Raw genomic sequence first — 15,744 nt, 5'->3', positions numbered from 1 at the left:
GTCCATACTGATACTGACCTTAATCCAGTCAACCTTAATCCATAGACTAATTAACGCTCTCCTCTTTTTTTAAACGATTGAGCAGGGTCTTCTTAAGTATTGTCATTTTTCATTATTAAAGTAACTTATTTTCATGGTAGTTCAACAACAAAATTTATTATTATCCTATTACTTCTCCCAAAGCTCTATACGTCTTCCCTCTGGATCTTCAATCCAAATAAACTTTCCAAATTCATTAATCGTCTTTTCCATAACAAGGGGAATACCCATTTTTTCTATATGTTTGATACTGTCATCCAAATTTTCAACTTGAAAGTTTAACATCACTTGTTGTTCTGTTGGAAAATAGCGGTCATTTTCAGAAAAGAAGGAAAAGATAGTTTCATTGCCTGATTGTGGTGTAATAATGGTACCATTCCAATTTTCAATTTCAATTTTTAGGACTTTACTGTACCATTTTTTTATATCCTCTAGATTTTTAGTCCTCCAAAAGATTCCTCCAAAACCCTTTATTATCATAAGAATCTCCTTCCTATCCCATTAGTTATTAATTTAAATTCTAGTTTTGAAAGCGAATTCCTCTTTCACTAACCTGCCAGTTAGAACAATTTAAAAAAGGCTGCTTCGGTTATATGTAATTCCATATAAATGTTATTTTATAGGGGGGTTTATATAGTATTTAATAAGATGTTGATCATTAAAACAAGTAGAAACAAAAGGGATAGAAATCTATCCCTTTTTATTTATGCTGACCTCAAAATGACCTCATTTACCACAACAACTCAAAGAATGTAATTGTAAAATTTCCAATTTTAAATTTTGGCTCTGTTAAAGTAAATTGTTGATTTTTGAGCAAAAAAAAGACCACAATTTTTGTGGTCTTTGCTTTTCCTTATTCAATTAACGCACCCGTTACTTTGTGACCGTATCGCTAAGATTGAGGGCAGTAAGAATGAGTTTAAACGATTCCAAGCCCCCAGTATTAACACTGAATAAGGAAGAGGAGGAGGATATCTTTGATAAGCTTATTCATCTGTTTGACGGGGTTGTTGTGGAGGGTGAAATTCAAGAGGTCAAAGAAGAAGAACCAATTGACCAGCTGAAACGCTGGATCGCAAACACTGGTGAGCTCCGAGTAAATGAGTTAGCAAGATTGATAGGTTTAGGGAATAATAAGGTTCATGCCATGATGGTGGAATTAGTAAATGAAGGGTATTTGAAGAAGGAAGGCAGAAGTTATGCCATTAACGTGAATGATGAAGAATTGGATAAATGGAGGGATAAGGAATGATACCTTTTACGACTGCATTGATAATCCCTGTTGTAACCTTCTACGCAATGATCAAAGGAATCGATTATATGTATAGTGAAATGACTGGAAAAGAAAAACCGATTACGTCCATTAACTTTCGCCAATGGAAGGACGGATGGGGATGAATAAAAAATTAGTAAAATGTAAGTCTGCGTTGATAGAATAATTGAACATAAGCAGAAGGGTTCGAGAATCTTTAAAAGATCTCGAACCCTTCTGTTTTAATATGTGAGTGTTCAGTCTAGTTTACGGGATGCGTGAAAAAAAAAACGAGTGAAAATATAATTTCTGGTAATCAAAGTTTAAGAGATTTTTACGAATAAAAAAAGTGAAGAAGGAAAACCCTTTAGAGTGGCTAATATGAGTTAGCAACAAACCTACATTGACATGTCATTGCGCTTGTTTTTATGAGAGATATATTTTTTCGGTATCGCAACATTATACGGCACATTGCTATGTCCGTAGCTACGATGAATCATCATATACAGTAAACCAATACCTACAACTATGACTCCTGAAACGAGCACGATATAGTTATCATACCAAGGTGCATCTGGCGTTCTTGGCCAACACATGTTGATCATTGCGATGATTCCGTAGACAAGCGCACCAATATTGACGGGCAGTCCCCACTTGCCCAATTGATACTTACCACTTGGCTTCCATCCTTTTAGTCTAGCTCGAAGTGCAGCAAAGACAACCATTTGGAATCCAAGATAAATGCCAAATGCCGCAAAACTGATTACCTTTGTGAGCGCATCTGTAGACACTTTTGATCCAAGCACAATGAGGGCTGGGACAATTGCGGCAAGAAGCAGCGCATAAGGTGGAATGTGACGAGCAGCCGAAAATTTCTTTAACAATCGGCTTCCTACAATCATGTCATCACGGCCATACGAATAGGCAAGTCTGCTTGCTGCCGCTTGTAAACTCATTACACATGAAAGGAAAGAAATCAACACAATACCCAGTACAATCTTCGCGCCAACAGCACCAAATGCATCGTTTAGTAAGGTATCAACAGGCGTTACGTCCTTACCAGCGATAACTGCTGGGATATCAGCAACTGATAGTACTAAAGCAAGGCAAACAAAAGTTGCTGCAGCACCGCCAATGTAAATGGTCCGACGCATTGCCTTTGGGATAAGAACACCTGGATTCGGTACTTCTTCAGCAACATCACCACAGGCTTCGAACCCATAATATTGAAAAATCCCAATTAATCCAGCTGCTGCAAATGCATACATGTAGCTATGACTACCTTGAGCACCAAAAGAATCAAAGAGCACATCAAGACCGTGCACCCTTTGTGTGATAAGCAACCAAAATCCAACTACAAGCGCACCGATAAGTTCAGCAGCAAAACCAATAACTGCTGCAGCCGCGAGAACCTTTGTGCCAAGAAAATTGATGATAGTCGATAGTGCAAGAAGGACTACCGCACAAAGAATCGCAGAGTCCACCGATACTTCAAAACCCAAAACTTGTGCTAGATAAGGTCCAGCTCCGTACGCGACACTGGCAATCGTCACAAGCAAGGCCATTAAGTAAACCCAGCCAGTCATCCACGCCCACTTGCGCCCCCATAGTCTTCGTGCCCAAGGATAAACTCCTCCTGCAACAGGGTATTGCGCAACAATCTCACTGAAGACAAGTGCGACTAGTAATTGTCCGAGTCCAACGATGAAAAAACTCCAAATCATAGGTGGGCCACCTTGCGCAAGTGCGTATGCAAATAGTGAGTACACACCTACTACAGGTGAAAGATAAGTGAACCCTAGCGAAAAGTTTGCCCACGGACTCATGTCGCGGCGAAATTCAGATTCATATCCAAGCGATGCCAGTTGTGCAGCATCACTATCATAATGTTCTGACGCAGAACCTCCAATATTTTTATTCAGATTTTCTTGCATATTTGAGCCTCCTTAAAATGGTAGATATATTCTTATATGCAATTGTTGTGCCAATATAAAAAATAATATAAATATTCAGTTAATTTACTTTGATAGAGGTAAATTTTACAATTAAATTTCAATTTTGATATTTTGTATTCAACTCTGAAATAATTTTAAGATGGGGGATAGGGATTTTATGCCAAATAACTTCCATCTGTTATTACTTTTTAATCATTAATGCATAATTTATTCATAACTTCATAGGAACGTGGAATTGTTGGGCAGAACCCTAGCTTTTTAGTAAGTAGTTCAGATAACGTGGAGAAAAAGCCAAATAACAAAGTAAATAACATACGAATTGGCAAGTTAAATAGCAGATTAAATAACAATATAATTAGCATAAAAAACACTTGAGTACCCAAGTGTTTTTGGTCTTTAATGTGTAATTCTTGTTCAACTAACGCACCCGTTTGTTGAGGAGGAACTTCTAACTTTTAGTACCTTTTTCTAATTCTTCACGTTTTTTTATCTCTTCTGTTTGGTCTAAGATATTAATGTTCACTTTTCTTAGCTCGTGAGAATAAAGGTCTCTCCCACCATGATTCAGGGAGTTTTTTTATTACTTTCACAAAAACATCTACTGTATAATTTTCTTCAATCGTAGTAGGATAGTGTACAATATCAACTACTTCGCACAATTTTGAACCTAGCTCAACTTTTTCACCAATTCGCACATATAGATTGTTATAAGAATAACTATTTATATTTTCTTTAATTTCTCCTAATTCACCTTCAATATATTTAACTAACATTTTATAGCCCCCTTCTCTTTTTACTCATCTTATTTTCAGTATTGATTTTCCTCTTCTAAAGCCACTTTCCTTCACACCTTTTTTGAAAATTACTCCATTTATTCTAAAATAAACTTATCTTTCTATTGAATTATTCTGCTCCGTTAGTTCCATAAGAAAAAGAGCTGCGGAAGCAACTCCCCTATTGAAGTAAAGCACCCATTAGTTCGATTCACTTATTTCTAGTATATTCTGGAGTATCACAGAGTGGACATTCCTCATATTGCTTTTCCTTTGCTAGAAATAAAGTAAATCCCCAGAATAAAAGTAATTATTAAAATGACACAAATTAACCAATGCATCAAAGGATATTGATATAGTACTGTTGAATTCATATCGGTTGTTGTTATTTTATTCTCAACAGGATCATAAAGCATGTCCACAATTAAGTATGTTAGTAAAGATGAAAGAGTAAGAAATATTCCTATCGCACGTTTCATCATTTTCACCTCCTAAAACCGTTAAACTGTATACAGTTTAACGTAAAAACAAAATCCTTCTTCAACTAAACTGCCCCTTTAGTTCCATAAGAAAAACGGTTAAACTTTTTTCAAATCGGTACGACTAGAATAAAGAAAGCCTGCGATCCTTGCTATTTAAGGAAGTAGGCTTTTTTTACTTTTTCTTTTTATGTAGGCTATGATATTGAATATTGTTGATGAGTAACTTCTAGTTCAAAGAAATTACTCTTCTTAATCAAATTAATCTTTAACTTTATTTTTGTGTCTATTTGCTAATTTCATAGCGAAGAACTGAGGAATCAAATTCAAAAAACTAACCAAGATTAATAATTGATATGGAGTTAGTGGCTTAAAATAGCCACCCCATCGTTCGTTCCCTGTCATCTCGTTTATGAAATAAAATGAGATTATTACAGATAATATATTACCAATAATAAGAGAGATTGAGTTATTAAAGAGTTTGCCGAAGAAAGCAAGAAGTGAAGTCACTACAATCATAATCAAATAGCCAAGCATTGAACGGTTAGCAAAATCTTGTTGCATTGAAAAATAAACAAAAGGAAAACAGTATAAACAGACTATTAGAATACCAATTACTATTTTTCTTAGAACAAGCAAAATCTTATTCTTCATATATCCCCATCCCTATACCTTTGTCTATCCCCATAGTCCCCACCGCCTGTAATTCATTTAAACGACTTAAACTCTCTTCTTTATTAAAAGAACTATGCCAACGATAATCATATTGATCCAATATACGGTAATGGTTACTAATCAAATTTTGTTGCAAACGAAAATCCCCTCTATACTCGATTTCTTTCCACCATAACTTACCACCCATTGTTTTTTCTTTAGGCGTCCCACCATTTTTGCTAGTTATTAACTGAACAAAATCAACTGGATTGTCACCAATTGATGATATCAGCAATTGGCTATGATTAAACAAAGCACAAAATGCAACAACGGTGGTCCAATTGGCTTCTGTTCTTCTTTTTTCAATTTGAACTAGTGTTTTTTTGAAATTCCTAGAATTTCAGACATCTTATCTTGAGAAAAACCTTGTTCTGTTCGGACAAGTTTCATTTTTTCTGATATTAAATTGATGAATTCTTCTTTTTCCATATATACTAAATACTCCTTTTTAGTGTAATTTTACACTAAAAGTATTATTTTTCAATAAAAAACACCTCTTTTGAATAAAAAAAACTTAAAAAACACAAAGAAAAAAGCAAGAAATAACCTTGCTCTAAATAAGTTTGAAATGGAAATATTTCTTAATTAAAGCTTGTTGAACTAAACTGCCCCGTTAGTTGCATAAGAAAATGGAGCTGTTTCCAACCCCATATTTGTTAGTTCAACAAGATAATAACTTTTGTAAGGTAGTTCCATACATACCTGCTTTCATTAGTAAAAGAAAGTGACAACCAGGGATGGGTGCCTTTACAATTTCATAAACACTTTGATTTCGTTTATTAATAGTATTCCTTTATACACACTTGTAATTTCATTCAAATTGATTAACTATCTTTTAAAAAAAATATTGTATTTGTTAGTCTTCTTATTAACAACTTGTCCAAACCAATCAATACTTTCCTCATAGAATGAATACAAGTAATTATACCGAAATGGAGGAAACAGACCAATGAGTGACACAAATTTTTCAAATGATTCTCCAGGCCCAAAAGGAAAATTAATTACTGGCCATTCAAAGGAGTTTATTTCAGATACACTTGGCTTTCTTACCCGTTTAGCAAAAGAATATGGAGAAGTTGCTAAAATTCGTTTTGGACCTTTCCATAATGTTTACCTTATTTCAAATTCAGATTTAATTAAGCAGGTACTTGTAACAAAACAAAAATCCTTCTTGAAATCAAAGGACTTCTCTGCTTTAAAACCAGTACTCGGAGAAGGCCTTCTTACAAGTGAAAAAGAAATTCACATGCGCCAAAGAAGGCTTATTCAACCCTCTTTCAAAAAGTCTCATATTAGCAATTATGGTCAGGATATGATTGATATAACAATGGACTATATTTCCACTTGGAAAAACAGAGAAGAAAGGATTATTACGGAGGATATGATGAGCCTTGCACTGGGTATTATCAGCAAGACCATGTTCAGCATGAACCTCAAAGAAGGATATGGCATGCTCGGGGAACCTATAGAAGCCTTCATGAGAATTGCCGTTAAAAGAATGCGAACACTTCAAATGCCACTATGGGTTCCAACTAAAAACAACCGTGAATATAAAATTGCGAAACAGAGACTTGATAAGGTGATTTATAGCTTTATTGAAAAACGTAGAACAGAGGCAGAGAGACATGAGGATATGCTTGGGATTCTAATGGATGCTCGAGATGATGAGGATGGCTTAGCTATGACAGACAAGCAGTTACGTGATGAGTTAATGACCATTTTCCTTGCCGGTCACGAAACAACAGCAAATGTGCTTTCCTGGACCTTATACTTGCTTTCCCAACACCCTGATGTGGAAACTAAACTTTTCAATGAAATAGATAGCGTAATCGGCAACCGTAATCTAACAACTGGCGATTTTATGAAATTAACATTCACACAAAATGTTATCTATGAATCAATGCGCATATACCCGCCTGCCTATATCATACAACGGGAAGTGGCGGAGGATGTGGTAATTGGAGGGTATCTTTTTAAAAAAGGCGATATGATCCTGTTGAGTCAGTATGTGATGCACCACAAGCCTGAGTATTTTGATAATCCAGATTCCTTTAAACCTGAGCGATTTGAAAACAACTTTATGAAAACCCTACCTCCGTTCGCTTACTTTCCATTTGGCGGAGGTCCGAGAGTTTGTATCGGTAATCATTTTGCAGTGATGGAAGCTGTGCTTGTCCTAGCATGCATTGCTCAACGATATCGGATAAGGCTGGCGCCTGACCATCATGAAGTAAAGCCACTTCCGTCTATTACACTCAGACCGAAGCGTGGATTGCGCATGGTAGTCGAAGATAGAAATATAGGAGGTTTCCAACCAGAAGCTTCTGAAATTTAAATGAATATAAGTTGTATTAATGAACAAAATTGTCACTCTACACCTAAGGTAGATCCCCCCTTTAGTTCCATAAAAAAGACTGCAGCATCAACCCTAGTTTTTGAAGTAACCAGCTAATAGGATGTCAATATCTTTCTCTGAAATTTTCATTTCCCTTATGATATACTATTTTTGGCCATGCCAAATACCCCTCCAAAACCCTTTGGAAGGATTTTTCTCTGTTTCAGAATCAAAGGTCCGGTAAGTAATAAAACCCAATAACAAAGATACGATAGGAATAATTATATACTGTGGCCCAGGATGCTAGACCTAATAATAGAGTTAGCATCCCATAAGGATTTTGTCCTTTTATAGTATTTAAATGCACAATATCCTCCGGGGTCAGACCTTCGTGTTCGTACTTAGTTATTATTCGTTTAAGTATCCCTTGCACCATCCCTTGAAAAATGATGTATATAACAAAATTAAGCTTACTATTATTGTGAATAATTGGTTATCTTGATTTGTAAAAAAATTGCAGCAACATCACCATACCCTCTTACAACTTCCCTTATATTAAGAAGCCAGTTTTCGCCCTGTAATTCAACTAACGCACCCGTTAGTTGAATTACATTGCTTATGTATTGTGTATTATCTTTGTACTAAAGAAAAAAACAGCTTATTTAATGTCTCTAAGATTTATAGTCCACTATGTCTCCCTCGTCATAAGCTTCTTTAAATAATGGTGGCGTTTTCGCTTCAGATTGATTTTGTGATGAGGAACGAATACCATTCTCAGCTAAGATATCTAAAATTTTTTGAATATCTTCTTTGGTTGCGGGTGCTTTGTTTGGCTTTAGGCTAGTCGCTATTTTACCATTGGACTCTAATATCGCCAATTCAACATCTTCGACATTTCCTATATTTTTTTGGCGAAGTGCACTTTGTATCTCATCTATCGTTAATCTGGCTTTTTTTAGCTCTTCTAACTTCACCTTTCCATCTTTAATTAGTATTGATGGTACTCCATTAATAAACTTTCTGGATTTTGGAAACCATATTTGTATTTTTGCTAATAATACAATTCCTATAATGAGCAAAGTTCCAGCATATACTGCTTGCCATTCCTCTTTCAATGCTAAAGGTTGGATTAGTACAGCACCAATCGAAATCCTTAACACAGCTTCCGAAACTGTTGTTTCTGCAAGTGATCTCTTTCCTGCGATACGCAGAAGAATAATTGCAGTACAAAAAATTAACAATGCCTTTAATACATAAGGTAAGGTAGATATGTCTTCTAAAAAATCCATCATTTTTCTCATTCCTTAAACATTTTTTGTTAGTATCTGTTGACTCTATACCAAATATGTAGATAGTTTTTGGAAACTAGGTAACAACAAAAATTCAGGTGTTTTTTAGAATGTAAAATAAAGGCTAAATAACAAATTCTCCACTTCAACTAAACTGTCCCGTTAGTGCCATAAGGAGTCTTGACGCATGCCCATCAAGTTAAAATTTCTTTATACCTCAAAACGAAAAAAGCTATCTTCAGCAGCATTTACAGAAGAATAGCTTATTTTTTCGTTATGGGTATAATCCTTTTTCTTAGCTTGATGGCGATAGGCGCTACCACAATAAACAGACAAATTCGTCTGAAAATTTCTTCAGTTTTTGGTTTAAAATAGGAATAATGTAAGATAAATCTATTTTTCTTGTATGATAAAGTAGAATAGTAGGAAAATGAATCGAAGGATGTGTTATTATTTGATGTTAAATGTAAAAAAAATGTCGTTTGTTGTTTTTATTTGTTTCATGTTTTTTATACCAAATTCAATCTTTGCTCAAGAAATTTTACACAATGGAAGTCAAGGACAAGCAGTTTATGACTTACAAGAAAATTTAAAGAAAATGGGTTACTTTAACAGTCAACCAACAGGGTATTATGGTTCAATTACTGATCATGCAGTGAAACAACTTCAACTAGATTCTGGAATATTACCAGATGGAGTTTTTGGATTCCAAACACAACAAAAATTAAATAGTATTGAAATGATGGCAAGGGTTGTTTATGGAGAAGCTCGAGGAGAAACTTATGAAGGAAAAGTAGCTGTCGCTGCAGTAATTTTGAACCGAATGTCAACACCAGGTTTTCCTAAAAATACTTACGATGTTATTTTCCAGACAAATGCTTTTACAGCTGTACATGATGGGCAATATTATTTGACCCCAAATAGCTATTCTTATCGAGCTGTTATTGATGCATTACAAGGTTGGGATCCTACTCATGGTTCTGTTTATTATTATAATCCGGTCTCGGCAACAGATGAATGGATTTTTACTAGGGAAACAGTCATTAGAATAGGCAACCACTTATTTGCAAAGTAAAACTAATCTACATACATATTGAGGAATGATATTTTTATAGTTTCGTATTATAAATATCCCATTAACTATGTCGTGAGGTATAGTTGAAAGGTCGGGCAGTATTTGCCCGACCTTTTTGGCGGTACCCTTGGCGGCACTCCCAAAAGAAAAAACTGCCTTAAAGACAGCTCCGATCTACAGCTAAAGCACCTGTTTTTCCTTATTTTCCGTACCCATTTACTTATAAACAATATTAAGTACTTTTCCCTTGGTTCCAAAAGAAAAAGCGATTACCTGGTATAGGAACCGCCTTCAACTATCTTTGCAAAGTCATCAAGAGTAGTTGAATACTTGATATAAATTCGTGGTAAAAGATAAAGTTCGTCTTTAATGCCCTTCTCAGAAAATAGTTCAGGAGTTGTCGTAAGTCCAAACAAATAATATTTCTTCGTTTCTTCTACCACTTTGTCATTGAAATTTCCGTATGGATACGCAAGAGCATTAACTGGTTTGCCTGTTATTTTTTGAATTTTTTCTTTGGACCCTTTCAGTTCATATTCATAATTTTTTATTTCCGTCAAATCAGGATGTGTAGCAGTATGAGACTGGATTGAGATTATACCCGAATCAGCCATCATTTTTAAATCCGATTTCGATAATCGGTTTGAACGACCGATAAAGTCAGAGATAACAAAAATGGTACCACTTGGTTTAAAACGTTCGTTTTCAAGTTTTTGAAAGATAGCAAATGCATTCAGATTGTTTTTGTATCCGTCATCAAAGGTAATGAAAATGGGTTTATTTTCTTTATGAATTTCTTGCCAACGATCAAAAGTTAATAACGTGTAGCCATGGTCTTTTAAATAAATCATTTGTTTCTGGAAATTATCAGGAGTTACATATAGCTCCTTAGAACCCTGCCCAGTAAACTCGTCAATCGAATGATAAATTAAAATTGGTACTTTTCGTTGAGCAAAAACTTGTGATGGAAGAATTAAGATAAGAAGACATAGGAAAAACATTACAACCTTTTTCATAAAATTCCTCGCTTTGCGTCCTTTTTATATCTTTTCAATTTATTGTGCCTCAAAAGCATAGTTCTATTATGATTTCTCCCATATTTGATTCTATCTCCCATTGCAATGATGACTTTGATAATCCCAAATGAAAAACTAATTTCTTAAAACACTAAGGAATCGGACTAACTGCCACATTAGCTCTATAAGAAAAAGAGCTGCCAAAGCAACTGTTAGTGGGACAAGGAAGGATTAAGTGTATAGTTCTTTTTTTAAAGTCTTAATTCCATCAATTACACTTTTTACATTTTCATCATTATTCAATTTGTTTCTTGCATGGAGCAAAACTGGTCTAACAGATTCCACAGATCGTCCAAAATCGTACATCCATTCATATCGAGGAACCATCCAAGTATGAAAATGGTGAGTAGTATCTTCATTATAAAAGTAATAAACATGTTCTATCCCTAATACTTCCCTTTGAGCTTTTCTAATCTTAGATAATAAGTTTATGTAATCAACCTTTTCTAAGTCATTTAATTCGTCAAAGCACTTAATATGGCGTTTAGAGGCTAAAATTACTAAACCTTTAATGGGATATGCAACGTCTTGGTGAGCATGAAAATATTCAGTTTCGACTATTACACCACCATCCGGTTCTATTTCCCCACTTGTTAAAGCACAACTTAAACATTCGACTTCAACTGTTTTTCCATTAGACAAAGTAATTTCCCTCATAATTCCCTCCAAAAACAAAATATTATCTCTCTATAAAATATAAAAATAAACAAACCCTTGTTGAGCTATCCTGCCCCGTTAGTTCCATAAGAAAAAGAGCTGCCAAAACAACTCCCTTATTGAAGTAAGGCACCTATTAGGATATTATTGCCTGTCATCGAGCTCTTCCATATCACTCTTTATTTTTTGGTTCTTACTAAAATGAATAGCTATATATAAAAGTAAACCAAAACACCAACCAATTAGTACCTTAAAACCTGAACCAACAGCTGCCAATTCCAAGGCGTAGAAAATTATCACACCGAGAAGAACATATGAAAAAACTGTATTAATCAATATCATTCATCCTTCTTCCTTAATTGACGTACTATATAAATTCTATTTCAAATGCATTATTCCTTGTTGAACTAACCTGCCCCTATAGTTCCATAAGAAAAAGCTGCCTTAAAGACAGCTCTGATCTTCAGCTAACGCACCCGTTAGTTTAAGTGAGGAACATCACAAATAGAATATTAATTCATCTTAACAATATTTTTATTTTATTAGGCTATGTTAAAGACTATGGTTGAATGAAAAAACGCAAAAGATTTGGTTAATCTTAAATTTTAATGGTGGTAGTAAATATTCTATTAGCTATTTTTTAATTTGAAAACGTATTAGCAAAGCAGTATTCGTTTCTGTGATAAGAAAAAAGTGTAACAACTTGTTTATATTTCAAGTTATCAAATCATACTAAATTAATCCTTTTTTGAACTCAATCTTTCTAACTTTTCTTTATTAATGATAAAATATTTTCTTCCTTTTTTTTCTAATAATCCGTCTTCATGGAATTGGTTAAGTGTGTATAATAAATGTCGATAGCTTACCCCCACGTATTCTGCTGTTTCGGTATGCTTCTCTTGAAAGCATCCATCGTTTTCTATTTGAAGAATATATTTGGCCAATCGATTTTTGAATTCATAATCCTGCATAGCTGTGTAATGATCCGTTCTTTTAAGTAATTTATCACCTAAATATTTTGATAAATTATGGAGGAAAAGATTGTCATTTAACAGATGCTCTTTCGATGAAGCCAATGGAACCGCTAAGCAAGTACAGTCATTTATAGCCACAACATCTTTTAAATTCTTTTCCACCTCAATCAAGGATAATTCACCAATAAAATCATCTTTCTTTAGAAACTGAATCAGCGCACGTTTTCCATTTTCGTGTACTATATATATTTTTGCCCGCCCATCCAATATTAAAAATAAGTACTGAATATCTTCATCAAAGCGCACTATATATTCATTAGAAGAAAACTTACAAATAAAAGCCTGATGTAAAACTGCTTTCGGAAAAGTTTCTTGAATATCATTATATATATCCACAAAATTTTCAGCGTAATCCTTCAAATTGATTTTTTCCATTTTATCACCTCAATATGAGATATCTCCTATTATTATATTGTTCCTTTCGATATATTACTACCAAGAGGTGGATAGGAATGAACAAATACAAACATATTATTTTTGACTTAGATGATACGATACTTGATTTTCAAGATTCAGAAGAAAAGGCTTTAAAACAAATTATTACGCTGTACGAGTTGCCCTATAACAAACAAACAATTGCATGTTATAAGCGCATTAATGATGGATTATGGCATCAATTAGAGGAAGGCTTGATTTCTCGTGAAGAAGTGCTGACAACGCGTTTTTCACTTTTTTTGAAGGAATTTCATATAGATGAAAACGGAGCAAAGGTTGAAGCTATGTACCGTGAGCATTTAAACCAAGGACATAAGACCGTTACCCATGCACATGAATTATTAAATGCTTTAAGTAAGCAAAATTATAAATTATATATTGGAACAAACGGTGTAGGAAAGACTCAAAGAAAAAGATTAGGAGGTGCCAAGCTACAAGGATATTTTGAACAACTTTTTATCTCCGAAGAAATTGGTTATGAAAAACCGAATCCCCATTTCTTTTACTATATTTTTGATGCCCTGCATACAAGCCGTAAAGAAGAATTCCTAATGATAGGTGATCGTTTAACATCGGATATTCAAGGAGCTATCAATGTCGGAATTGATTGTGTATGGTTTAACCCTAAGAGAAGCATGCCTAAATCATGTTCACCTAAGAGCACATATACGATACCAAATTTAATGCAAATAATGGACTTATTAGAGGAATAATCATGAAAAAAGTAATTCAATCGATTCTACTCTATATAGTAAGTGCTATTGGCATTAGTCTTACATTAAAAGCTGATGTTGGTGTCAGCAGTTTTAATGCGATGAATTTATCAATATCTGAATGGACTTCCATCAAAGTTGGCACAATTACATTCATTGCAAATCTCATTTTTCTATTCGGTTATATCTGCCTATGCGAAAAAAAGGATTTTAGAAAATTTACTTTGATGTTCATTTCCATCTTGTTCTTTGGAATGGTTATTAATTTTTTCCTCTATACTATTTTCGGTACGATTTACGTAGAGAATTATTTAGTAAGAATCGGACTATTTATTTTCGGTGCGATACTAGCCGGTGGAACAACAGGCATTATTTTATCATTAGATATTATTCCTTTTCCTATTGAAAGTTTATGTTTACGAATAGCTGAATTAACAAAACGCCCTTTCTCTCAATACAGATATTGTGTCGATTTATTCTCCATTATTCTATCAATAACAATATCACTACTATACAATTTACCAATCAATATTCGTGAAGGAACGATTATCAGCTTCTTCTTATTGTCCGGCATTATTTCATATACACGATTGAAATTTAAAAACTATCAACAGAAACCCCAAACTCAATAAATAGCATAACTAAAAAATAACCTCTTACGGTTGAGAATCCAAAGAGGTTATTTTTATCAAACTTTAATATAAATTATCGAACTTTATTCTAAATGATCAATCTTTTTTGTAACACTACAGTTAAACTAACCTGCCCCGATAGTTCCATAAGAAAAAGCTGCCTTAAAGACAGCTCCAATCTTCAGCTAACGCACCCGTTAGTTCATTAAGAAACCCTGTATTGAAACAAAGAAAAGAAATAATGAGACAACTACGCACCCCAAAAATCCTCCTTTTCTATCTTTTTGAAGTTCAGCTAATCCTCTCACCAACATAATTGCCCCCGAGATCAACATTAAATACGGCATAAACTCAAAGTTTTCAGTAATTAGCAGATAAGCTGATAAAGCAAGAACAATTATTGCTAAGCTAATTCTAACTATTTTCAAGAATATATTTCCCCCTAAAAAATTAAGTTCTGTACGATTTTTTATTTAATCATACCATTTAACACCTTTTCATTTGTGTGGAAAATGGAAAGTCCTTTTTTCACTAACCTGCCCCGATAGTTCCATAAAAAAAGCTGCCTTAAAGACAACTCCGATCTTCAGCTAACGCTAAACACAACAAATAGTTGATTATTTGCATTTAAATTCAAATGTATTTTTTTCTAGACATATTGCTTCATCAAAAGTTTTGATAATAATATCAAAACGCTGACTGTATGGATGCATAAATACTTCGTACTGAATCCGACGTTCTTCATGAGACTGCCTTAAATAATTGATATTGGTTCCTCTCTCAACAATATCACGGCTCGACCTTCTCATTAATTCCGTTTCACCATCTGTATAGAAGTAAATTTTTAAATCAAATAAATCTGGATTAATAAATGCGACACTCATTCCTTCTACAATCGTTACTTTGTTTTTCGAAGAAATTAACTCACTTTTCATATAATGCGTATCTATTGTATATAAATCTAAACCATCTCTAACCATCTGAACATCTCTTTCTAAAGAATGCAAATGATGAGTTGATGGATGGCAAGCCGTCATTTTATAACGATGATTTTCGTTTTGATATGTATAGTCGATAACTGCATGCTTTCGTATGTTCGAACTAACAATATATGGATCTGTATTAATATAATTCACTTCATTTTGATTTAGTAGGATTGCGAGCCTATTGGCAAACGTCGTTTTTCCAGCAGCACCATGTCCTGAAATGCCAATAACAATCTGTTCATCAGTCATTCTGACCCAATTTATGATATCTTGTAATAACTTATCCATCCCTCTCCCCCT

General features: G+C 34.1%; 18 protein-coding genes and 1 pseudogene. 6 read left to right on the top strand and 13 right to left on the bottom strand.

Annotated features, from left to right (window positions below; translation table 11 throughout):
• Positions 1-168: 168 nt before the first annotated feature.
• Entirely contained in the window at positions 169-516 is a 348-nt protein-coding gene (locus ACQKMF_RS06945; protein ID WP_260358072.1) for a VOC family protein, read from the bottom strand.
• 436 nt (positions 517-952) lie between these two features.
• Here ACQKMF_RS06945 and ACQKMF_RS06940 point away from each other — a divergent pair, with 436 nt between their 5' ends.
• Positions 953-1,291 (top strand): helix-turn-helix domain-containing protein, encoded by a 339-nt coding sequence (locus ACQKMF_RS06940; RefSeq protein ID WP_427572272.1) that lies wholly within the window; start codon positions 953-955, stop codon positions 1,289-1,291.
• On the top strand, positions 1,288-1,437 hold the full coding sequence (locus ACQKMF_RS06935) for a hypothetical protein (RefSeq protein WP_214795833.1): 150 nt from the start codon (positions 1,288-1,290) through the stop codon (positions 1,435-1,437). The genes ACQKMF_RS06940 and ACQKMF_RS06935 overlap by 4 nt, the downstream gene beginning before the upstream one ends.
• 252 nt (positions 1,438-1,689) lie before the next feature.
• On the opposite strand, the gene ACQKMF_RS06930 is transcribed toward ACQKMF_RS06935, so the two are convergent.
• The 5 genes and pseudogenes from ACQKMF_RS06930 to ACQKMF_RS06910 all read right to left on the bottom strand — a co-directional run bounded on the left by ACQKMF_RS06930 (position 1,690) and on the right by ACQKMF_RS06910 (position 5,641).
• On the bottom strand, positions 1,690-3,225 hold the full coding sequence (locus ACQKMF_RS06930) for an APC family permease (protein WP_260358060.1): 1,536 nt from the start codon (positions 3,223-3,225) through the stop codon (positions 1,690-1,692).
• 533 nt (positions 3,226-3,758) lie between these two features.
• Positions 3,759-4,019, bottom strand: coding sequence for a hypothetical protein (locus tag ACQKMF_RS06925; RefSeq protein ID WP_427572269.1), 261 nt, complete (start codon positions 4,017-4,019; stop codon positions 3,759-3,761).
• A gap of 257 nt (positions 4,020-4,276) precedes the next feature.
• Positions 4,277-4,498 (bottom strand): hypothetical protein, encoded by a 222-nt coding sequence (locus ACQKMF_RS06920; protein WP_402937786.1) that lies wholly within the window; start codon positions 4,496-4,498, stop codon positions 4,277-4,279.
• Between the two features lie 261 nt (positions 4,499-4,759).
• Positions 4,760-5,152: a hypothetical protein gene (locus tag ACQKMF_RS06915; protein ID WP_427572267.1), complete on the bottom strand. Its 393-nt coding sequence runs from the start codon at positions 5,150-5,152 to the stop codon at positions 4,760-4,762.
• Positions 5,142-5,641 (bottom strand): annotated as a pseudogene (locus ACQKMF_RS06910) (helix-turn-helix domain-containing protein). The gene ACQKMF_RS06915 and the pseudogene ACQKMF_RS06910 overlap by 11 nt, the downstream one beginning before the upstream one ends.
• 520 nt (positions 5,642-6,161) lie before the next feature.
• On the opposite strand from ACQKMF_RS06910, the gene ACQKMF_RS06905 reads away from it, so the two are divergent.
• The gene (locus tag ACQKMF_RS06905) at positions 6,162-7,547 is read left to right on the top strand and encodes a cytochrome P450 (RefSeq protein ID WP_214768415.1); all 1,386 of its coding nucleotides are present in this window, start codon (positions 6,162-6,164) and stop codon (positions 7,545-7,547) included.
• 671 nt (positions 7,548-8,218) lie between these two features.
• Here the strand turns inward: ACQKMF_RS06905 and ACQKMF_RS06900 are convergent.
• Positions 8,219-8,839, bottom strand: a complete 621-nt coding sequence (locus ACQKMF_RS06900) for a DUF421 domain-containing protein (protein ID WP_157831139.1) — start codon at positions 8,837-8,839, stop codon at positions 8,219-8,221.
• 454 nt (positions 8,840-9,293) lie between these two features.
• Here ACQKMF_RS06900 and ACQKMF_RS06895 point away from each other — a divergent pair, with 454 nt between their 5' ends.
• Complete coding sequence (locus tag ACQKMF_RS06895; RefSeq protein ID WP_427572265.1) at positions 9,294-9,911, top strand: cell wall hydrolase; 618 nt, start codon at positions 9,294-9,296, stop codon at positions 9,909-9,911.
• Positions 9,912-10,180: 269 nt separating this feature from the next.
• On the opposite strand, the gene ACQKMF_RS06890 is transcribed toward ACQKMF_RS06895, so the two are convergent.
• The 4 genes from ACQKMF_RS06890 to yeiL all read right to left on the bottom strand — a co-directional run bounded on the left by ACQKMF_RS06890 (position 10,181) and on the right by yeiL (position 13,053).
• On the bottom strand, positions 10,181-10,927 hold the full coding sequence (locus ACQKMF_RS06890; protein WP_101225315.1) for a polysaccharide deacetylase family protein: 747 nt from the start codon (positions 10,925-10,927) through the stop codon (positions 10,181-10,183).
• A 231-nt stretch (positions 10,928-11,158) separates the two neighbouring features.
• Complete coding sequence (locus tag ACQKMF_RS06885) at positions 11,159-11,644, bottom strand: HIT family protein (RefSeq protein WP_101225316.1); 486 nt, start codon at positions 11,642-11,644, stop codon at positions 11,159-11,161.
• Positions 11,645-11,788: 144 nt separating this feature from the next.
• A complete protein-coding gene (locus ACQKMF_RS06880; protein WP_402937801.1) occupies positions 11,789-11,980 on the bottom strand; it encodes a hypothetical protein in 192 nt (63 codons plus the stop codon).
• A 401-nt stretch (positions 11,981-12,381) separates the two neighbouring features.
• Positions 12,382-13,053, bottom strand: coding sequence for a transcriptional regulator YeiL (gene yeiL / locus ACQKMF_RS06875; RefSeq protein ID WP_402937804.1), 672 nt, complete (start codon positions 13,051-13,053; stop codon positions 12,382-12,384).
• A gap of 77 nt (positions 13,054-13,130) precedes the next feature.
• On the opposite strand from yeiL, the gene ACQKMF_RS06870 reads away from it, so the two are divergent.
• Positions 13,131-13,826 (top strand): YjjG family noncanonical pyrimidine nucleotidase, encoded by a 696-nt coding sequence (locus ACQKMF_RS06870; RefSeq protein ID WP_427572261.1) that lies wholly within the window; start codon positions 13,131-13,133, stop codon positions 13,824-13,826.
• Between the two features lie 2 nt (positions 13,827-13,828).
• Positions 13,829-14,458 (top strand): YczE/YyaS/YitT family protein, encoded by a 630-nt coding sequence (locus ACQKMF_RS06865; protein ID WP_402937809.1) that lies wholly within the window; start codon positions 13,829-13,831, stop codon positions 14,456-14,458.
• Between the two features lie 197 nt (positions 14,459-14,655).
• Here ACQKMF_RS06865 and ACQKMF_RS06860 read toward each other — a convergent pair whose 3' ends face one another.
• Both ACQKMF_RS06860 and ACQKMF_RS06855 read right to left on the bottom strand, forming a co-directional pair.
• On the bottom strand, positions 14,656-14,886 hold the full coding sequence (locus ACQKMF_RS06860) for a DUF3953 domain-containing protein (RefSeq protein WP_106028701.1): 231 nt from the start codon (positions 14,884-14,886) through the stop codon (positions 14,656-14,658).
• A 189-nt stretch (positions 14,887-15,075) separates the two neighbouring features.
• A complete protein-coding gene (locus ACQKMF_RS06855) occupies positions 15,076-15,732 on the bottom strand; it encodes a uridine kinase family protein (RefSeq protein WP_402937813.1) in 657 nt (218 codons plus the stop codon).
• Between the last annotated feature and the right edge of the window lie 12 nt (positions 15,733-15,744).

This window comes from Peribacillus sp. NPDC101480 (assembly GCF_050277335.1).
Classification (GTDB): Bacteria; Bacillota; Bacilli; order Bacillales; family DSM-1321; genus Peribacillus.
The sequence above is the reverse complement of the archived record's forward strand: the minus strand, read 5'-3'. Positions and strand labels throughout refer to the sequence as shown.